Origin of the sequence: Pseudomonas sp. 10-1B, from assembly GCF_000935045.1 — a bacterium.
Lineage (GTDB): Bacteria > Pseudomonadota > Gammaproteobacteria > Pseudomonadales > Pseudomonadaceae > Aquipseudomonas.
The window spans coordinates 292,771-312,833 of sequence record NZ_JYKS01000004.1 but is presented as its reverse complement, the minus strand read 5'-3'; the positions used below and the strand labels follow the sequence as shown (position 1 = coordinate 312,833).

The following is a 20,063-nucleotide window of genomic DNA, read 5'->3' as shown; positions in this document are numbered from 1 at the left end:
TAGTGGCTTAGGGCAGGGTACTTGCGGTGACCCGTACGGGTTGCCATTGGGCCAATGCAATTCCCAGCAGAATCAGTCCGCCGCCTACCGCGTGATACAGGTGCAATGGCTCACCGAGCAGCCCAATCGCCAAGGCTGCGGTGAAGAGAGGGACCAGATTCATCAGTGCCGCGGTTTTTTCCGGGCCCAGGCGTTGCAGGCCTTGCATCCACAGGCCCGGTGCCAACGCCGAAGCGAATAGACCAGCAAACAGAACCAGCGGCAGGCTCTGAGCGCTCAGGGCCATCGATGATGTAAGCAAAAATGGCGGTACCAGCATTAACGTGCCGCAGAGTATCTGTACATAAAGGCTTTCCCAGGTGGGCAGGGGGATTTGCCAGCGCTTCACCAGCACGCAATAAAGGGCGTAGGACAGTGACGCCAGCAGCATCAGCCATTCACCCAGACCCACCCCGCGCTGCCAGAGCGATGGCAGGTGGCCCGCGGTCAGCAACCATGCCAACCCTGCGAATGAAACTGCCGTGCCTGTCAGTAACGGCAGGGTGGGGCGTGTGTTCAGCAGCGGGAAGGCTACCAGTACCGTCAGCAAGGGCATGGTCGCCAGGATCAATCCCATTGAGGTGGCACTGACCGTATGTGCAGCAAAGTAGGCCAGAGACTGATACAGCGACATGCCGAGCAATCCCAGTAGCCATAGTTTGGGCAGGTATGGCCGTATCCTCTGGCGCATTCTCCAGACCCTGGGCAGCATGACTGGTGACAACACCAGCAATGCGGTCAACCAGCGATAGAACGAAATGGCCGCGGGATCTATCACCCCCACCGACAGGCGATTGACCACGGTACTGGCAGCCCAGATCAGTGTGGCAAGCACTGGAAACAGCAGCTTCATTACGGGCGCTTTAGTGGCTGTCGGTGTTTCGAGCGGCCAGTGCCGCGGCAAAATCACGCTTGAGTGTCGGGAAGTAGGCAATCTGGCCACCCATGCCCCCGGCAATGTCTATCGAAGCCGCGCTGATGAAACTGGCGTATTCGCTGGAAAGGAACAACACCATGCCTGCAACATCTTCCGGTTTGCCATAACGGCCGATCGGCACCACCTTCATAACCATCGCATCGAACTCCTCACGGCTGACCCCGGGGCCCATCTCCTTGTAGTGGCGGTCCCACTGGCCAGTGTCGATCCAGCCCATGTTCAGGCTATTGACGAGAATATTGTCCTTGGCCAGCGACATGCCCAGCGAGCGCGAAAGCGCTACACATGATGCACGGTTGATCACCGAAGGGATCCCGTCGGGGGTCGGCACGGTGCCGGCCAGGGCATTGATCTCGATGATCCGCCCCCAGCGCTGTTGCCGCATGAACGGCACCACAGCCTGGACGAAGCGAAAATGCCCCATCTGCAACACATTGGCGTGTTCAAGGATGGCTTCCGGCGTGAGGGTCTCTAGGTTGCCCCCACGCCCCTGGCCCGCGTTATTTACCAAAATGTCCACGCCTCCCCAGGTCTGCACCACCTCACCGACGAAATGTTGAACACCCTGAGTGTCCGTGACATCCACGGCTCGGGCCAGTACCGCCTGCGCATGTTCCTGCAGTTGTGCTTCCGCTTCGCGGACGGCCGCCAAGCTACGTGCGCAGATGGCCACACGGGCACCTTCCAGTGCGAAGGCACGGGCTATCGCAAGGCCTATACCGCGTGAAGCACCAGTGACAATCACGCGTTTTCCGCTCAGATCGATGTTCATGCGGGGCAAGCTCCTTGTGATTCTTGTTGGATTGACGCAGGCACGTTGCGGGTGTCTTCAGTGGCTTGTTTACCGGAAAAAAGCCGGTTGAGCAAAACATAATTGAACAGTTAGCATTTTTGTGTGCAGTATTGACCATGCTTTTCTCCATGCCCTCTGACACCGGGGGCGATCAGCGGCAACAAAAAAATCGACTGAGATTCTAAATACAGAATTGAAATCTTTATATGGAATTATTTGTTTTTCTCGGTTAATTTGAAATCAAGCCATGGGCGCGCTTCACCGGTGAAACCTGCCGACAAGCTCACCCGAGCTGCTTAGGCAGGTGAGGTAGCAGTACGTCAGCACGGCTGTAGCCAGTACTTGGCCTTATACAAACGACTGAAAATAAAAATAAAAGGTGCCGTATGAAAGACATGACCAAGCAGGGAAGGCATGTGTTTAGCCGCAGCGCGCTAGCGCTGGCAGTGCTCGGCGGGATGAGTGGAGCGCACGCTGTTTCGTTTGACCTGAGCAACCCTGACTACCGCCTGCGTTGGGACAATACCGTCCGCTACAACTTGGGCGTGCGCATGGAAGACCAAGACCACCGCATCATGCGGACCCCGACCTACGACGAGTCCGACAGCAAATTCGACAAAGGCGATATCGTTACAAATCGACTCGATGTGTTGAGCGAAGTGGATTTCTCCTACCTGAACGAATGGGGGGCACGCCTGAGTGCTGCTGGCTGGTACGACAATGCCTACCGTGACACCAAGGTCCACAGCCAGGTGGGTGGCCAGACCAGCTACGAAAATGGTCACTACAGCGATGAGGTCAAGCGCTATGTCAGAGGACCTTCTGGTGAAATCCTCGATGCGTTCGTGTGGAAAAACTTTCAGGTAGGCGATACACCGCTTAACGTCAAGATCGGTCGCCATACCAACTACTGGGGCGAGGGCCTGCTGTTCGGTGCACACTCAGTTTCCTACTCTCAGGCCCCGAGCGACGGTGTAAAAGCCGCTACCAGCCCGGGTATCGAGACAAAAGAAGTATTTCTGCCCATCGGCCAGATATCTGCCAAGGCCCAGGTCACTGATCATCTTTCCATCGCCGGCCAGTACTTCTATGAGTGGGACTACACCCGTATTCCCTACGGCGGGACCTACTTCGGCGGTGCAGACTTCCTGTTCGAAGGTCCGGATCAGATGCCAGCCGGTGCTGGGGCACTCAAGCGCGCCTCCTCCAAGTATGGTCGCGACAGTAATGCCAACTGGGGCGTGATGGCCAAATACAACGTTGAGGCGATCGAATCGACCTTCGGCTTCTACTACCGCCAGTTCGACGACTATCAGCCTTGGCTCGCACCGCAGGTCAAGGCGAACCTGGGTGAGTACCGCGTCGTGTACCCCCGCGGGGTCAAGCTTGCCGGTATCAGTTTTGCTCGTGTGTTCGATTCGGTGGCCGTGGGCACGGAGCTGTCATACCGCAAGAACGGCGCATTGAACGCCACTGGTGTCAGCACGCTGGATGACGAGGGGCCGCGTGGTGACACCATCCACTTTATCGCTAACGCCGTGTATGGCATGCCACGCAACTTCATTGCCAATAACGCGACCTTGGTTGGCGAGTTTGCCTACAGTCACCTGGTCAAGGTGACCGAGCATGACGAGTTGTTCAAGTACAAGGGCAATGCCGCCTGTACGGACGCCCGTACACCCGGTGTCGCCGGCTCCGGCGACGCGTCCGATGGTTGCTCGACGCGCGACTACTACGCGGTGGCAGTCAACTACACGCCGCAATACCTGAGCATCTTCCCATCTTGGGACATGGACGTACCTCTGACCATCAACTATGGCATTCATGGTAACGCTGCCTCGGCTGGTGGCGGCAGTGAAGGTGCGATGTCCTGGTCGGCTGGTGTGAAGTTCACCTATCAGCAACAGTATGAATTCGGCCTACGTTACGCCGATACCCGCGCCCAACCCAAGAACCTGGCAAATGGCACCGTCGGCGGCAATGGCGGCGTTGGTAATACAGACCGGGGCTGGTTGGCATTCACATTCAAAACCTCCTTCTGAACAAATCCAATAAAAACGGAGACTGCCCGAATGAAAAGACAATTGGCCTTGTCCCTGGCGCTGTTCGGCATCGCTACCTGCAGCGTGGCCGCGGTCAGCCCGGAGGAAGCGGCGCAGCTAGGTAAAACCCTGACCCTTTTCGGTGCGATCAAAGAGGGAAATGCAGAGGGCACGATCCCTGCCTACGATGGCGGGTTGCGTACTGCACCGCCAGATTTCAAACCAGACAGCGGGTTCTGGGCCGATCCATTCCGCAATGAGAAACCCTTGTTCCGCATCACTTCGCAGAATATGGCCCAATACGCTGACAAGCTCAGTGAAGGACAAAAGGAAATCCTCAAGAAATACCCGGAGTACTACTTCGATATCTATCCGAGCCACCGCACCACGGCATATCCAAAGGAGGTGTTGGATGCCACGGTACGCAACGCCACCACTTGTAACACACAGAGAGACGGGCTGGCAGTCGACCCGGCCTGCCGTGGAGGGTTGCCATTCCCGATTCCGAAGACTGGCAACGAGGTTATCTGGAACCAGCAACTGCGATACAAGATCGGCCCCGGGTACTCCACCACCAGCTCCTCTAATAGCTGGGTGATGGATGCGAATGGTCAGCGGACCAAGGCTGCCGAGCAAGCCACGTTCGAAGAGCAGCCCTACTATCAGCCTACGCAGGCCGACCGCGATCCAATGATGTATGCCCGTGTGTATTCACTGAACAACTATCCGGCACGCCGTTCGGGTGAAGTCACCGTACTCAACGATTATCTGGACCCTGCGGCCAAAGCGCGTCGAGCCTTCAGTTATTCGCCTGGCCAGCGGCGGGTGAAGCTGGCGCCGGAGTTTGCTTTCGATACGCCAGTCGCTAGCCAAGGCGGGGTTACGCTGTTCGATGAGCTGCAAATGTTCTCGGGCAGTCAGGACCGTTTCGATTACAAGCTGGTGGGCCGAAAGGAGATGTTCATTCCTTACAACGCCTACAAGTTCTACTTCGAGTGCAACCAGGACGAGCAATTCCTTAAGCACCATGCCAATCCGGCGTGCGAGCGTTGGGAGTTGCACCGTGTATGGGTTGTCGAGGCCACGCTCAAGCCGGGCAAGCGACACGTCTACAGCAAGCGAACTTATTACCTAGACGAGGACACCTTTGGGATTGGGCTGTACGACGCCTGGGACCAAAGCGGTGCCTTGTATCGCGCGATCTTCCTCAGTGGTGTGCAGTTGTACGACAAAAACTTGCCGTACAACGTGAAAAACGTCGTGTATGACTTCAACAAAGGCATGTGGGCGCTGCTCAACGACGGGTTGAAGGGCGGCTACAAGTTCGTCGATACACCACGAACCGAACGGGACATGAACCCCGAGGCAATTGTCGCTCGGGAGACCCAGCGCTAAGCCCTCCGGGCTGGTTGTGAGCTGCGCGCGTGCAAAGTGGTTCGCAGTTGAAAACGTTGTTCCTGAGCCCGGCAATGAGTGGCGCTTGTTGTCGGGTAGCAGGGCGACTCTGGCATGGTGAGGATAAAAACAATGATTAGCCAAGGCCTAGCAAGACCTAATTCTTTGAGTGTGCACTTGTTGAGTGCGGCTCTGATTCCTTTGTGGCTGGCCATGATGGGGACAACCCAGGCTGGCACGCCCACCATTGATCCGCTTGAAATGCAGGCGCCGACACTCGCACAGCCGCTGGCCGCACCGTTGATCAGCGTGGCCCGCGCCGGCGACGTGCTGGTCGGTGTCGGCCTGCACGGCCTGATTCAACGCTCCCACGACAATGGCACCAGCTGGGAGCAAGTCACCAGCCCGGTGTCCAGTGACTTCGTTCAAGTGCGCTTCAGCGATGCGCGAAACGGCTGGATTGTCGGCCACGACTCAGTGGTGTTGCACAGCAGTGACGGCGGCGCCACATGGGTCGTGCAGATGGATGGGCGCAAGTTGTTCAGCCTGCTTGGCAGTGTCTATGGCCGGCGGGCCGAACAGGGCGACCAGGAAGCCGGCGATCTGGTCCAGGAGGTAAACCGCGCGGTGGCTACGTCCGCGACACCCGCTGTGATACCGGCGCCCTTGCTGGACGTGTTATTTGACGCCAGCGGTCGCGGCTTCGTCGTAGGTGCCTTTGGCATGATCCTTCGAAGTGAGGATGCCGGCAGCACCTGGCAACCCTGGCTCGAGCGCGCAGACAACCCACGCAGAATGCATTTGTATGGACTGGCGGAGCGCAATGGCACGTTCTACATCAGCGGAGAACAGGGTGTATTGCTGCGCCTTGAGCCTGGCCAACAGCGCTTTGAAAAAATCGAGACGCCCTACACCGGCACCTATTTTGGCATCGCCGCCTTTGAAAACCTGCTGCTGGCCTACGGGCTGCGCGGCAATTTGTTCGCAAGTGTTGATGATGGCCAGCAGTGGCAGCAGATAGAAACCGGGATCGACACCAGCCTGGTCAGCATTGTGGAGCAAGGACCGGCGCTAGTGATGGTGAGCCAGGGCGGGCAACTGGTCAGTCTGGATCTCCACAGTCTCAAGGTCACTCCGCTGGTACAAACGCGCGTGGGCGAGGTGTATGCAGCAAGCGACACGAAGCAGGCCGGGCGGCTAGTGGTGGCACGCTTTGCCGGTGCCAAGGTCATCGATATCGCCCGGGCTAACTGACGCCGTCGGCACGATTCCCTAACGAGAAAGAAAACATGGTCGAGCAAAAATTCAACAGCGGGATGCCAGTGATCACCCACCTGGAGGACTTCGATAAAAGCTCCGGCGGCTGGTTTGAGCGGGTGATCTTCCGTAACCGCATGTTGGTCATCGTTGCCTGCCTGCTCGCCACCGTGGTGCTGGGCTTCTTCGCTGCACAGCTGCAGGTGAACGCCAGCTTTGAAAAGATGATTCCAAGCTCCAGCCCGTACATCAAGAACTACCTGGCTTACAAGAACCAGTTGCCGGGCCTGGGGAACAGCGTTCGTGTGGTGGTCGAGAACAAGACGGGCGATATCTACGACGCCGACTATCTGCTGGCTCTACAGAAGGTCAACGACACGTTGTACCTGATTCCTGGCGTAGACCGCTCATGGATGAAGTCGTTGTGGATGCCCATCGTGCGCTGGAAGGAGGTCACGGAAGAGGGCATCGATGGCGGGGCGGTGATGCCATCGGACTACGACGGCAGCGAACAATCCATCCAGGCCTTGCGTCGTAACATCACACGCGCCGGCATCATCGGCAATCTGGTGGCCAACGACAGCAAGTCGAGCATGCTCGTGGCACCGCTGCTCGATACCAACCCGCAAACCGGCGAGCCGCTGGACTACGGCGTGTTCTCCAAACAGCTCGAAGAGAAGATTCGCGCGTTGGAGAGCGACAAGATCGGCATCCACATCGTTGGCTTCAGCAAGCTGGTGGGCGACCTGATCGATGGTCTGTATTCGGTCATGCTGTTCTTTGGTGCTTCGGTAGTGATCGCCGGGGTGTTCGTGTACTTCTACACCCGTTGCCTGCGCAGCACGCTGCTGCTGGTAGGCGTGGCGGTGGCTGGCGTGGTCTGGCTGCTGGGGCTGATGCAACTGCTGGGTTACGATCTGGACCCCTACTCGATTCTGGTGCCGTTCCTGATCTTCGCCATTGGCATCTCCCATGGCACCCAGAAGATGAACGGCATTCTCCAGGACATCGGCCGCGGTACACACAAGTACGTGGCGGCGCGTTACACGTTCCGTCGCCTGTTCCTGACCGGGCTCACCGCGCTGTTGACCAATATCGTCGGCTTTGCGGTGCTGGTCATCATCGACATCCCAGTGATCCGCGATCTGGCCCTGACCACGAGCATCGGTGTGGCGGTACTCATCTTCACCAAGTTGCTGTTGATTCCGGTGGCGTTGTCGTACCTGGGCGTGAGTGCCAAAGCCGCGCGCATCGCAATCGCCAAGGACCAGGCGGGGGAGGCCGGACAAGGTATTTTAGGGCGTGTCTGGCGTGGCCTGGACCGTTTTACCGAGCGCCCGATGGCCACCACGATCATTGTTTTGTCGCTGGTGGTGACACTGCTGGGCAGCATGGTGATGATGCACCTGAAGGTGGGCGACCTGGATCCAGGGGCTCCCGAGCTGCGCCCGGACTCACGCTACAACCGCGACAATGCCTTCATTACCCAGAATTACGGGCTCTCCAGTGACCAGTTCGTGGTCATCATGAAAACCGACGAAGACAGTTGCAGGCTTTACCAGGCTTTGCAACGCATGGACAAGTTGGCCTGGCAGCTTAACCGGACTCCGGGGGTGCAGACCACCCAGTCTCTGGCCGAAACCGTGCGCATGATCAGTTCGGGTATGGCCGAGGGCAGCCCGAAATGGCTCAGTATCAGTCGCGACCAGGCCATTACCAACGCGGCGGTGGATGCGGCAATGATTTCCGCCCCTGGGATCACCAATCAGCAGTGTTCGGTTACCCCAATGATCGCCTACCTGGCCGATCACAAGGCAGACACCTTGAGCCGGATTCTGAAAGTATCGGAAGCGTTCGCCAAGGAAAACAACACCGGTGCGGACGCCGATAACCCAGTGGAGTTCCTGCTGGCAGCGGGCAATGCCGGCATCGAGGCCGCAACCAACATCGAGGTCGAGAAGGGCATCATCACCATGTACCTGGCGGTGTACGGCGCAACGGCGCTGCTGTGCCTGCTGACGTTCCGCAGCTGGCGCGCGACGGTGGTTGCGCTGATCCCTCTGCTGATGACCACGATCATCTGCAAGGCGCTGATGGTGTGGTTGGGCATCGGCCTGAAGGTCGCGACGTTGCCGGTCATTGCGGTGGGCGTCGGGGTCGGCGTGGACTATGCGCTGTACCTGCTCAGCGTCCAGCTGGCGGTGCAGGAGCGCGGCGCCAGCCTGGCAGTCGCCTACCGTCGTTCGCTGGACTTCACCGGCCGCGTGGTCGCGCTGGTCGGCCTGACCATGGCGGCCGGGGTGATCACCTGGGCCTGGTCACCCATCAAGTTCCAGGCCGACATGGGCATCCTGCTGACCTTCATGTTCCTGTGGAACATGCTCGGGGCGCTGGTGCTGATCCCGGCACTGTCACATTACCTGCTCAACCCCAGACGCAACGCCAAGGCCGGGGCCACCCTGGATCTTGACGAGGCCCGCGTGCAGCAGCGCCCCGACAAGCCTGCGAGCGTGGCCAAACGCCATGCATTGCCCACGCCCACCGTACGCGGCGTGCCCGCTGACTAAAAAGGCCGGGTATAGGCCTTGCCAACCCTTTCGAGGAGAGAGAAATGTTCGAATTACTGATGAGTGCCGACATGATGGTGCCGGACCCGGACGCCATGACGGAAATACTGGTCGACAAGCTCGGTATCTACAAGCACGAACGCTGGCGCCAGGCGTTCGACAATCACCCGTACATTGCGCACTTTCTGCGGGTGCACAAGTCTCTGGCCGTGTCGCCCACGCGCATTGAGCCGCAGTGGCACCTGGATCGCCCCAACCCGGGTGACCCGCTGTTCCATGAGTTCCTGGAGAGTCTAAAGGACTACCAAGGCCGCCATCGGCCCATGCTGACCCACTCCATCGTGCTGGCGCTGCATGGCAACAAGTTCGATGCGCTGGTGGACAAGCTGATGCGCCGTCGCCTGCCTTTTCGCATGGCGCAGCGTACCCCGGAAATGCCATTCGATCGCTTGTGGCTCGGTGCGACCCCCGAGAAGCCCTGTTACCAGCCGTCCGTGGACGGGGGCCTGTGCATCGAGATCATGCCGACCGAGCCATTGCAGATGCCGGCCGAAACCTACCAACTGCCGCCGGTCAAGCCGCGAGATCTCAAGCCCGGCGACATGGTGCGCGTGACCGCCCGTGGGTTCCTGGTACGAGACCTGGATGAAACCCTGCGCAAGATCTCCACCAACCTGGACTGGGAACCGAGCGGGCCGGTGGAGCATATCGCCGGTGAAGGATATCGTCGTGCACGCATGGGTTTCAGCGTGCCCAACAGCGCCACCCTCGATGTGCTGGAGGCCACTCACTGGAACACCGATGCCGGCCATTACGTCAACAACTGGGGACCGGGCCCTTACTACATCCGCATCGGCGTCAATGACTTGGCCGCCAAGGTCGAGGACCTGCGTGCCCGTGGCACCCGCTTTGAGTGGGTTGAGTCGTCGCAGGCGGTGGGCGGCCGGGCGCTGATCAAGGTCGACCCGCAAGAGCTCAATGGTCAGGTGTTCGAGTTCGAGGAGTGCCCTGCATGAGCACAGCGCTGAGCGAGCAGGTGATCAACGAGGCGGTGCGCGTGGAGTGTGACGCACGGGTCGGCTGGGTGGTGCTGACTCGCCCCAACCAGATCAACGCCATCAATGACGCGATTCGTCAGGGGGTACCGCAGGCGCTGACCCTGCTGCAGCAAGACCCCGAGATTCGCGTGATCGTGATTCGTGGTGAAGGCGAGCGCGGCTTCTGCGCTGGCGCCGACATCAAGGAACGCCGTGGCCCTGAATCCAGCCTTCAGGTACGCCAGCGCATGGAAAAGATGCGCTGGATCGAAGCTCTGGACGGTATCGCCAAGCCGGTGATCGCGGCCATCCACGGCTACTGCATGGGCGGCGGGCTGGAGCTGGCGCTGGCCTGCGACATTCGCTTCGCGGCGCCCAATGCGGTGTTTGCGCTGCCGGAAACCGGCCTGGGGCTGATCCCCGGTGGCGGCGGCACGCAACGCCTGTCGCGTGTGGTCGCACCGGGCCAGGCACTGGACATGCTGCTTTCTGGTGATCGCATGAATGCAGCGCAAGCGCAGCGCATCGGGCTGGTGAGTCGGGTGGCCAGCGACAACCACGGCCTGCTGGAGGAGGTCACGACCTTTGCCCGGCGTATCGCCGCCAAGCCGCCCACCGCATCGGCCTTCGTCAAGCAGGCGGCCCGTGCCGCGCTGGAGTTGGACCTCAAGAGCGGACTGAACCTGGAGCTCGACTTGTTCGCGCTGCTGGCACCTACCCACGACGCGCGCGAGGCTGCCCAGGCCTTTAGCGAACGACGTGAGCCGCGTTTCACCGGCGAGTGACGGGCTCACTTACAACAAGGAAATCCACATGAGTACAGGCAAGCTGGCAGGACGGGTGGCCATCATCACGGGCGCCGGTGGCGGGTTGGGGGCAGAATGCGCCCGCGTGCTCGCCTCCCATGGCGCGAGCATCGCCGTGGTCGACATCAACCTGGACGGGGCTACGGCGGTTGCCCAATCGTTGCTCGACGAAGGGCACCAGGCGTTGGCGATTCGCACCGACGTGTCGTCGGAGGCCGACGTCCAGGCGATGGTTGCCCAGGTCAGGAAGCGGTTTGGTCGTATCGACGTACTGCACAACAATGCGGCAATCCTCAATGCCGAGCAGCGCCAGGCAGACCGCGATTTCGTCAATCTCGACATGGCGGCCTGGGACCGCGCCATCGCCGTTAACCTGCGCGGCGCGGTGTTGTGCACCAAGCACGTGATCCCGGCCATGCTGGAACTGGGCAAGGGCTCGATCATTTTCGCCACCTCGGGGCTCGGCATGCAGGGTGACATGTCCCTGACCGGTTACGCTACCTCCAAGGCCGGCCTGATGATGTTACCGCGCATGGTGGCCTCGCAGTACGGCAAGCAGGGCATTCGCGGCAATGCCGTACAGATCGGTTTGGCGCCCTCCGAGCACGCCATGCCGGCGGCGTTGCTAGACATCCTGCGCGACAACCACTGTACCGCCGAACTAGGCACCCCGCGCCAGATCGCCGATGTGGTGGCGTTCCTGGCCAGCGACGAGTCGTCCTTCGTTACCGGCAGCACACTGGTGGCCGATGGCGGGTTCAGTACCCACACCCCTTCATTGGTGGCCATGCGCTCGCTATTCGCGCAGATGGGCCGAACTGGCATGTGACCCCCGCCGCGACGCGTGCCTGCGTCGCCCCGGCTGACCTTCGACTTGGAAGCATGTGATGAACCAGACGCAACTCGCAGTAAACCCTGATTTCGATGTGATCGTGGTCGGTGGCGGCACCAATGGCCTGTCTGCTGGCTGCTATCTGGGCATGGAAGGCAAGAAAGTGCTGGTGCTCGAAGCCCTGGACAAGGTGGGCGGCATGGCCTCCTCGGGCTACCTGATACCTGAGGCGCCGCAGCACCTGGTTCACCCCTGCGCGCTGGACATGATGTCGATGCGCGTGCACGCCCATGTGCCGGCGGAGCTTGGCCTGGAGCAACACGGCTTCAAGTCGGTGGAACTGGCGCCGGGGTATGTGTATCTGCACCCGGACGGCCAATCGCTGATCTTCTGGCGTGACCGCGAGCGTACCGCTGCCGAGATCCGCCGCTTCAGCACCCGCGACGCCGACGCGTTTCTTGAATTCATGAAGGTCATCGACCTGTTCCTGGAGATCGCGCTGCCGATGATGCGGGTCGATCCGGCCAAGGCCAACCTGGGGGTTAAACTGCGGATGGTCGCCACAGCAATCAGGCATAAGGCCCTGAAGCCCGAACTGATGGCGCTGATGACTGGGTCGGCTCTGCAGGCGGCGCGCGAACGATTCGAGCATCCGATCACCCGCTCTGCGATGTGCGCGCTTACCGGGCTTGCGGGCGACATCACAGCCGACGGCGGTGGCATCTACTACGCTCTGCTGGGGTTCCTGCACCGCTTCGGTGTGGGGCGGGTGATGGGCGGCATGCAGCAGTTGAGCAATGCCATGCGGGCCCGCCTGGAGGCGTTGGGCGGCCAGGTGCTGGTGTCGGCCAGCGTCAGTGAAATCGTGGCCAGTGACGGCGTGGTCAAAGGCGTGAAATTGGCCGATGGCCGTACCTTCTCTGCCCGCGCCGTGATTGCCGGCTGCCACCCCCGGCCGGCGCTGGAGATGGTCACTGCCGGTCAGCTTCCCAAGCATCTGCTGACCCGCATCGCCATGGCCCCGGCCAACGCCAAGGGCTCGGGCCCGTTGAAGGTGGATGTGGCCCTACGCGGGCAGATTTCGCTGCCACGCTTCGAGGCGGTGCGCGGCGATGGTGTCGACTTGCGCAACACCTGTCTGCTGATCGGCACCGAAGAGGCCGTGCTGGAGAACTTTGCCGCCTGTGCGCGGGCCGAAGTGCCGACCTTGCCCTACATCACCATGGCCGTACCCAGCGCCGCCGACCCGTCACAGGCGCCTGAGGGCCAGGATGTGCTGTACATCTACCCACCGGTGATGCCGGTCAACCCGAATGAAGGGTGGGATGCCCTGCGTGAGCGAGTGGCTGATCAGGTGATCGAGCAGTTGTACGCCTATGTCGACGGTATCGAGGGGCAAATCATCGGCCGACGCATCGAGGCTGCCCCGGACTTCACCGCGCGCCTGAATACCGTGAATGGTTGCGTGGTGCATATCGATACCACTTCGATGCGCTCCAGCACCATGCGCCCGGCGCACGGCCTGGGTGGCGATACGCTGCCGGTGGCGGGGTTGTACTTGGGCAGTGCGGGCATCCATCCTGGGGGCGGGGTCAATGGCATGGCAGGCCGGCTGGCGGCCAGGCGGGTCAGCCGCTACCTGAGCAAGTCGCGGCGCTGAAACGCGCCCCGTCTACAGGGGCCGCAGGCAGACGAAACCGGCAGCCGTCAGACGCTGCCGGTTTTCTTTTCTGCGCCCAGAGACAGGCTCGCAATGACGAAGTCGGCCGAGTACTGGCGCCAGGTGATCATGCCTTCGGCAGAGTCGGTATCCAGGCCGGCGAGGGTCGACATCGAATAGCGGTTGGTGAACCAGCCCGTGGTCACCAGCGAGGCACAGGCCAGTAGCAGGCGTGGGTTGATGTCGGCGCGAAAATCCCCGCTGGCGGCGCCCCTGCGCAGGATGGCCTCGAGCTTGGCAATCAGTGCCGGCGCCATTTCTTGGAAATGATTACGAGGTGTTTCGTGGGCGTCGTGATAGCGAATGCCCTCCAGCGCCAGGCTGCCGAGGAAGGGGTCGAGCCGGTACTGGTCGAAGAAGTGATTGAGGACGGCACGCAGCGCCACAGGCGGTGGCAGTTGCTCGACCTCCAGGTTCACCAGCTCGGACATGATGTGGCTCGACGACTCGTCCAGTACCGCTACGAACAGGCCTTCCTTGGAACCGTAGTAGTGGTAGACCAGCTGTTTGGTGACGCCGGCCTCCCGAGCTATTTCTTCCACCCGTGCCCCAGCCAGGCCTTTCTTGGCGAACTCCACACGTGCAGCCGCGAGCAGCCGTTTCATCGTGCTGCGCTTGCCCTGTTCGACACCGTCTGTTGCTTTGACTACCACCCTGGACTCCTCATGCCGGTGTTGGCCCTTGTTGTTCACACCTTGAAGCATTTACCCGGCTGCCTTCGTTTGACCCCGAGTCAAACGAATCGGAGCCGCCCCTCACAGACAAGGGCATACCATAGGTTGGCAGGCGATACATCCTACGTAAAGCGCAGAAATATCGGTGCGCAGGCAAGAATAAAAACAACACAGGAGATCCTGATGAGCAACGAAAGTGCAGCCCTGGACCTGGCAACGGCGTACAACGCCGTGTCGGAAATGTACCGCGGTACCGATCTGGACATTCACGCGGTGTGCCGCGAGCAACGATTGAAATCACCCATCTACGAAGGCGATTTCATCACCCAGTTCGGCGTGCCGACCAATGCGGGCACTCAGCAGGGCACGCGCCCGACCTTCGCGTTGTTCAAGTACCAGGACGTGATGAGCGTGCTGCGCGACGGCGCCACCTACACCAACGGTTTCATCGCTGAGGGCCTTGGTGCGTTTTTTGATGGACTGATCATCCTGGCTATGGACGGTGACGAGCACCGCAAGGTGCGCGCCTTGTTGCAACCGGCGTTCATGCCCGAAACGGTCAACAAGTGGCGTCCGCAGATCGACCAGGTGATCCGCGAGGAATATATCCATCCGATGCTGCCGGCGAAAAAGGCCGACCTGATGAAGTTCGGCCTGGAGCTGCCGATTCGCATCATGTACGCACTGATGGGGTTCCCCTCCGACGACCCGTCCAAATACAAGCAGTACGCGGCCTGGGCACTGGCCATCGTGGGGGGCAACCAGATCGACCCGAGCAAGATGGTCGAGGCGCGCCGCCAGGCCGGGATCGCGGTTAAAGGGCTATACGACGCGCTGGCCGAAGTGGTGGTGCAACGCCGTCAGGCGGGCAGCCAGGGCGACGACGTGGTGGGCCGCCTACTGCGCGCCGAATACGAGGGGCGCACGCTGAACGACCATGAGGTCATCACCTTTACTCGCTCGTTGCTGCCGGCGGCAGGTGAAACCACCACGCGCATGTTCGGCTCGGTCATGACCCTGCTGCTGACCACGCCGGGCCTGCTGGAGCGGGTCAATGCCGACCGCAGCCTGATTGCCAAGCTGATGGACGAAACCACGCGCTTCGAGCCGGTGGCCACCTTCAAGGTGCGCGAGACGGCCAAGGACGTCGAATTCCATGGCGTAAAAATCCCCAAGGGTTCGTTCGTGCAGTGCATGGTGGTGTCGGCCAACCGCGACGAAGACGCCTTCGAAAACCCTGACGTGTTCGACATCGACCGCAAGCCCAAGCCTTCCTTCGGCTTCGGTTTCGGTCCGCACATGTGTATCGGCCAGTTTGTCGCCAAGGTCGAGATCAGTTGCGCGGTCAACGCCATCCTCGACCTGTTGCCCAACCTGCGCCTGGACCCCAGCCAACCGCTGCCGATGATTAGCGGCGCGCAGCTGCGCGGCGTATCCAGGTTGCCAGTGATCTGGGACTGAGCCTACCTCGGATACCACATTCAGCTTTACGGCCTTACAAAAACAACAGAGGGCACTATGAGAACGTTCAAGACCATTCCAGAGCGCGGCGACTTCGGCTTCCAGCAACTGGTGGGCCCGCACAAGGTAAGCGGCGCCTCGATGTCGGCCGAGCGCGGTTTTTTCGGCCTGCACCTGAGCAAGAGCTCACCCTTCGGATCGGTGCGCGATGAGCAAGGCAACATCTATTCCTTCGTTCGCTCGCTGATGGCCCCCAACGGCACGCCGAACCCGACCAAGTTCTTTTACCTGAACAACCATGTCGACAAGGTCAACCTGCGCATGGACCACGAGAAGATGGCCAAACAGGCGCTAACGCCCATGCCCGTGCACAGCCTCGACGGTGATACCGCGCGCTGGGCCAGCCAACCGGGGGAACCGGGCAATGCCTGGGAAATCACTGCCAGCAGCGAACGCCTGACCTGGAAGGAGGAGGGCCTGTTCGCTATCGAGGGTCGCCTGCTCGGGCCGGGTTTGCAATGGTACTTGCCGGGCGTGGAGTGGGGTACGTTCTATGTTTCGCAGTTGTGGGACGTGGCGGGCGTATGTGAGGGTCGGCCGGTCAAAGGTGCGCTGGCGCTGGACCAGTTCTATATGGCTGAAGGCGGCGCCATCCATTTCAAGAAAGACCTGGTGGTGAACAATAACAAGCACGTGATCTGGTGGTCGTTCGTCACCGTGTACAAGGACGGCACCTGGGATACCGGCTCGTTCATGGTCGGCCACGACCATCTCGGCTATGCCTTCTTCAACAATGAAAAAGGCGAAGTGCGGGTGACCACCGACATCGAAGGCCAGACCGAGCACAGGGACGGTAGCTACTTCCTGAAGTCGGCGCGGATCGTACTGGAAGGCAAGGAAGAATGGGAGTTCCTGCCGGACGAGCGGGGCGAGATGATCGATTTTGTCGGCGGCTTCCCGATCACTGCCCAGCAGGAAGGGCGCTGGCGTCGGGTGGGCGATACCCGTGAGCCGTCGCACTGGCTGGGCTGGGGTGAATCTGACCGGCGCAACGGTTCGGCGCGTAATGTGCCTGGCAAGGATCTGTAACGCTGCACTGTGCGCCTGCCTCGGTGGGCAGGCGTATGCATAAAGCAAAACCCTCAACCAATAACAACAACGGGGAACCGCGATGAAGTTTCGCGACAAAGTAGTACTGGTAACCGGTGCGGGTCGTGGCATGGGTCGGGCGATTGCACTGGCCTACGCGCGCGAAGGGGCGCAGGTGGTGGTCTCGGCACGTACTGCGCGCTACGGTGAAGACACCGTCGAGCAGATCCGCGCACTGGGCGCCCAGGCATGCCTGGTGGGCGGCGACATTGCCGACCGCGAGGCCATCAGGTCGATGGTCGAGGGCGGCGTGGCGCAGTTCGGCGGCCTGGATATCGTGGTGCACTGCGCCGCCGACACCCGTCACGGGTTGATCGCCGAGATGCCGGACGACGCGTTCGATCACATCGTGCGCAGCAATATCCAGTCGCTGTTCTGGCTGGCCAAGGACAGCGCGCCGTACCTATCCAAGGCCCCAGACAAGGGCCGGCTGATCTTTATCTCCTCCGGTGAAGCCAACCGCAAATACACCCCGCGGCTGATCGCCTATGGTTCCAGCAAAGCTTTCATGAATGCCTTCGCCCGTGGGCTGGCGGTGGAATTCGGCGCCATGAACATTCTGGTTAACGTGGTCGAGCCCGGCCTTATTGGCACTGATCACATGCTCGAAACCTTGGGCGAGGAGCTGCCTCACAAGCTGGCGGCGCATTTTCCGGTCGGGCGTCTGGGCGAGTCTGCCGACATTGCCAATGCGGTGCTGTTCCTGACCTCCAACGAGGCGTCGTATATCACTGGCACCTCGTTGCTGGTGGACGGGGGCGCCACCATGGTGGCGTTGCCCAAGGTCGAAGAAATCCTCAAGGGCCAGTAACGCGCCGCGCTGCTACGGGAGTGAAAGTGCATGACTACAGACACACGTGAGCGCCAACGCGCTGGCAACGATTTTTCCGAATTCAGGCGCGGCTGGCGCGTGGTGCTGTTGGGGCTGTTCGGCATCTGCACCAGCATCACCGCCGCCTTGCTGTATGCGTTCGGCACCCTGGTGATTCCGCTGGAACAGGCCTTCGGCTGGAGCCGGGGCGACTTGCAGGCTTCGATTTCCTTTCTGTTCGCCGGGGTGGCCATCTCCACCCAGATGGTCGGTTGGCTGTATCGGCGCTACGGCCTGCGTCGGGTCGCCATCGTCTCGATCATGCTGCAGATCGTCGGCTACTTCGCCATGACCCAGATCCAGGGGTCAATCGCCTGGTTGTACCTGGCGTTCTTCAGCATGCCGATCGTGTGTGCCGGTACCATCGCCATCACTTGGACGCAGCTGGTCAACCTGTGGTTCGAGCGTAACCGGGGGCTGGCCCTGGCGGTGATCCTGTGCGGCACCGGTCTGATGGCGATGATCCTGCCTCCGTTATTGTCCCGGCTGATAGGTGCCTATGGCTGGCAGGCCGGTTTCATTGCCCTGGGGGCGATGCCGCTGCTGTTCACGCTGCCGCTGGCGTTGATGTGGTTGCGCATGCCGGTCGAGGTCGCCGTGGCCGACCCTTTGACGGCGCAGCCGCAGCCGTCGTTGTCGGGCATGAGCTTCAGACAGGCGCTGTGCTCGGGCAAGTACTGGGGTTTCAATATCGCGTTGATCCTATCAGTGTCATTGACAGTGGGCATGGTCACCAACATTGTGCCGATGCTGCAAAGCAAGGGCCTGAGCGCGCAGCAGGCCAGCCAGATCTTCAGTACGTTCGGCATTTCGATCATTGGCGGGCGCCTGCTGGTGGGGTACCTGCTGGACCGCTACTCGCCGTCGCTGGTGGCGGCGGTGAGCCTTGCGTTACCGGCACTGGGGTGCGCAATCTTCTTTTTTGGCGGCTCGCAGCACGTACCGCTGTTGATGCTGGCCACCCTGTGCATCGGTGCCAGTGCTGGCGCCGAGTTCGACCTGGCGGCGTTTCTGATGGCGCGCTACTTCGGCCTGAAGGACTACGCGCGCATCTTTGGCCTGCACCTGTGCCTGATCACCATCGTGTCCGGCCTGGTGCCGATGCTTTTCGGCCACCTGTTCGATGTGTACGGCAGCTATTCGGCAGTACTAGTGAGCTGCTTCTTCTGCGCCATCATCGGCCCGATCATTCTGCTGTGGCTGAGAATGGAACCGGCATTTCAAGCGCTGCAGCGTCAGCTCAAACAACAAACTGCCTAGGGACGACCCTTACATGACAATGGACAAACACGTGATCGAAGACTTTCTGCACGGCCAGGTCGACTGCTGGAACCGCGGCGACAAGGAAGGCTTTTTTGCCCACTACCGCAGCGTGTCACCCAATGGCTTGAGTATCGAGTATGTTGGCAAGCCGCAGCATGACGCTTGGCAGGTGCTGGAGGGCATGTGGGCGCAACAGCAACCTAAAGTTCGGGTCGAGGTGCGCCAATGCATCATCAATGGCAATGAAGTGGCGTGCCACCACTTGAACGCTTTTCGCGAGCAGGACGGTGGCATAGAGACGATCGAGCTGTACCGGTTCGAAGGGGGGCGGTTGTCCGTGCGTTACTTCATCAACCAGTAGCACCATCGGTAGAACAGGAGAGCTCGCGCCAGGCTTCTATCTGAGCGAGCATTCCGGTGAGTTTGACGCTGATCTGGCTGTAGGCGTCGGAACCGGCCAGGTAGCGCAATGGTGGCTGGTCGGTGTTGGCCAGGCGCACCAGGGCCTCGCCCAGCTTCGCCGGGTTGCCGGCCTGTTGATGGTTGCCGGCAGCCGACGCAGCCTTGACCTTGGCCGTGAACGCGGCGTAGTCCTGCAGCCCGCGGTCACCGAACATGGCGGAGCTGGCATCGAGAAAGTCGGTGCGAAACACCCCGGGTTCCACCAGCGTGACCTTGATGCCGAACTGGGCTACCTCCTGGGCCAGGGCTTCGGAGAACCCCTCCACCGCGAATTTGGAGGCGCAGTATAGTGCGGCGCCTCCCATGCCTAACACACCGGCCATGGACGACACATTGAACAGGTGGCCGCTACGTTGTGTGCGCATCACCGGCAGCACGGCGCGGCACACGTTGAACACACCGAACACATTGGTGGCGAACTGCTTTTCGGCATCGCTCGGCAGGTTGTCCTCGAAGGGTGCCAGTTGGCCATACCCGGCGTTGTTGACCAGCACGTCGATTCGACCGAAGCGGGCCACTGCCTGCTCCACGGCAGCCAATGCCTGCGCTTGATTGCTGACTTCAAGGGGCATCGCCAGCACCCGGTCGCCGTACTCGGCAAACATGCCTTGCAGGTGCGCCAGGCGCCGGCCACTGACCACCACGCAGTCACCGTCCGCCAATGCCGCCCTGGCAATGGCGGCGCCCAACCCGCGGCCCGCACCGGTAACAAACCAGACCTTGTTCATTGCATCGCTCCATCAGGTTGCGCAAACGCC

At 60.8% G+C, this 20,063-nt stretch carries 17 protein-coding genes; 13 read left to right on the top strand and 4 right to left on the bottom strand.

Translation table 11 applies throughout. From position 1 onward, the window contains the following. Positions 1 to 7: 7 nt before the first annotated feature. On the bottom strand, positions 8 to 892 hold the full coding sequence (locus TZ03_RS03305; protein WP_046785892.1) for a DMT family transporter: 885 nt from the start codon (positions 890 to 892) through the stop codon (positions 8 to 10). 10 nt (positions 893 to 902) lie between these two features. Beyond that, entirely contained in the window at positions 903 to 1,748 is an 846-nt protein-coding gene (locus tag TZ03_RS03300; protein ID WP_046785893.1) for an SDR family oxidoreductase, read from the bottom strand. A gap of 407 nt (positions 1,749 to 2,155) precedes the next feature. Between TZ03_RS03300 and TZ03_RS03295 the strand changes: the two genes are divergently transcribed. The 8 genes from TZ03_RS03295 to TZ03_RS03260 all read left to right on the top strand — a co-directional run bounded on the left by TZ03_RS03295 (position 2,156) and on the right by TZ03_RS03260 (position 13,365). Beyond that, positions 2,156 to 3,811: a DUF1302 domain-containing protein gene (locus TZ03_RS03295; protein ID WP_051095715.1), complete on the top strand. Its 1,656-nt coding sequence runs from the start codon at positions 2,156 to 2,158 to the stop codon at positions 3,809 to 3,811. A gap of 30 nt (positions 3,812 to 3,841) precedes the next feature. Beyond that, positions 3,842 to 5,206, top strand: a complete 1,365-nt coding sequence (locus TZ03_RS03290) for a DUF1329 domain-containing protein (protein WP_046785895.1) — start codon at positions 3,842 to 3,844, stop codon at positions 5,204 to 5,206. Between the two features lie 132 nt (positions 5,207 to 5,338). Next, the gene (locus tag TZ03_RS03285; RefSeq protein WP_051095714.1) at positions 5,339 to 6,460 is read left to right on the top strand and encodes a WD40/YVTN/BNR-like repeat-containing protein; all 1,122 of its coding nucleotides are present in this window, start codon (positions 5,339 to 5,341) and stop codon (positions 6,458 to 6,460) included. A 35-nt stretch (positions 6,461 to 6,495) separates the two neighbouring features. Next, positions 6,496 to 9,030: an efflux RND transporter permease subunit gene (locus TZ03_RS03280; RefSeq protein ID WP_051095713.1), complete on the top strand. Its 2,535-nt coding sequence runs from the start codon at positions 6,496 to 6,498 to the stop codon at positions 9,028 to 9,030. A gap of 44 nt (positions 9,031 to 9,074) precedes the next feature. Then, positions 9,075 to 10,046, top strand: coding sequence for a lactoylglutathione lyase (locus TZ03_RS03275; RefSeq protein ID WP_051095712.1), 972 nt, complete (start codon positions 9,075 to 9,077; stop codon positions 10,044 to 10,046). Further along, positions 10,043 to 10,852 carry an enoyl-CoA hydratase/isomerase family protein gene (locus TZ03_RS03270; protein WP_051095711.1) on the top strand — a complete coding sequence of 270 codons (810 nt, stop codon included), beginning with the start codon at positions 10,043 to 10,045 and terminating at the stop codon, positions 10,850 to 10,852. The genes TZ03_RS03275 and TZ03_RS03270 overlap by 4 nt, the downstream gene beginning before the upstream one ends. A 28-nt stretch (positions 10,853 to 10,880) precedes the next feature. Continuing rightward, on the top strand, positions 10,881 to 11,702 hold the full coding sequence (locus TZ03_RS03265) for an SDR family NAD(P)-dependent oxidoreductase (RefSeq protein WP_051095710.1): 822 nt from the start codon (positions 10,881 to 10,883) through the stop codon (positions 11,700 to 11,702). 58 nt (positions 11,703 to 11,760) lie between these two features. Further along, the gene (locus TZ03_RS03260) at positions 11,761 to 13,365 is read left to right on the top strand and encodes a phytoene desaturase family protein (RefSeq protein ID WP_051095709.1); all 1,605 of its coding nucleotides are present in this window, start codon (positions 11,761 to 11,763) and stop codon (positions 13,363 to 13,365) included. Positions 13,366 to 13,412: 47 nt separating this feature from the next. Here the strand turns inward: TZ03_RS03260 and TZ03_RS03255 are convergent, their stop codons facing one another. After that, on the bottom strand, positions 13,413 to 14,078 hold the full coding sequence (locus tag TZ03_RS03255) for a TetR/AcrR family transcriptional regulator (protein ID WP_051095803.1): 666 nt from the start codon (positions 14,076 to 14,078) through the stop codon (positions 13,413 to 13,415). A 204-nt stretch (positions 14,079 to 14,282) separates the two neighbouring features. Between TZ03_RS03255 and TZ03_RS03250 the strand changes: the two genes are divergently transcribed. The 5 genes from TZ03_RS03250 to TZ03_RS03230 all read left to right on the top strand — a co-directional run bounded on the left by TZ03_RS03250 (position 14,283) and on the right by TZ03_RS03230 (position 19,204). Continuing rightward, positions 14,283 to 15,560: a cytochrome P450 gene (locus tag TZ03_RS03250; protein ID WP_177328427.1), complete on the top strand. Its 1,278-nt coding sequence runs from the start codon at positions 14,283 to 14,285 to the stop codon at positions 15,558 to 15,560. A gap of 57 nt (positions 15,561 to 15,617) precedes the next feature. Next, complete coding sequence (locus tag TZ03_RS03245; RefSeq protein ID WP_051095708.1) at positions 15,618 to 16,649, top strand: hypothetical protein; 1,032 nt, start codon at positions 15,618 to 15,620, stop codon at positions 16,647 to 16,649. An 82-nt stretch (positions 16,650 to 16,731) separates the two neighbouring features. Beyond that, entirely contained in the window at positions 16,732 to 17,520 is a 789-nt protein-coding gene (locus TZ03_RS03240; RefSeq protein ID WP_051095707.1) for an SDR family NAD(P)-dependent oxidoreductase, read from the top strand. A 30-nt stretch (positions 17,521 to 17,550) separates the two neighbouring features. Then, complete coding sequence (locus tag TZ03_RS03235) at positions 17,551 to 18,840, top strand: MFS transporter (protein WP_051095706.1); 1,290 nt, start codon at positions 17,551 to 17,553, stop codon at positions 18,838 to 18,840. Between the two features lie 13 nt (positions 18,841 to 18,853). After that, positions 18,854 to 19,204 (top strand): nuclear transport factor 2 family protein, encoded by a 351-nt coding sequence (locus TZ03_RS03230; RefSeq protein ID WP_046785904.1) that lies wholly within the window; start codon positions 18,854 to 18,856, stop codon positions 19,202 to 19,204. On the opposite strand, the gene TZ03_RS03225 is transcribed toward TZ03_RS03230, so the two are convergent. Continuing rightward, positions 19,194 to 20,033, bottom strand: a complete 840-nt coding sequence (locus TZ03_RS03225; RefSeq protein WP_051095705.1) for an oxidoreductase — start codon at positions 20,031 to 20,033, stop codon at positions 19,194 to 19,196. The genes TZ03_RS03230 and TZ03_RS03225 overlap by 11 nt on opposite strands. Positions 20,034 to 20,063: the final 30 nt, after the last annotated feature.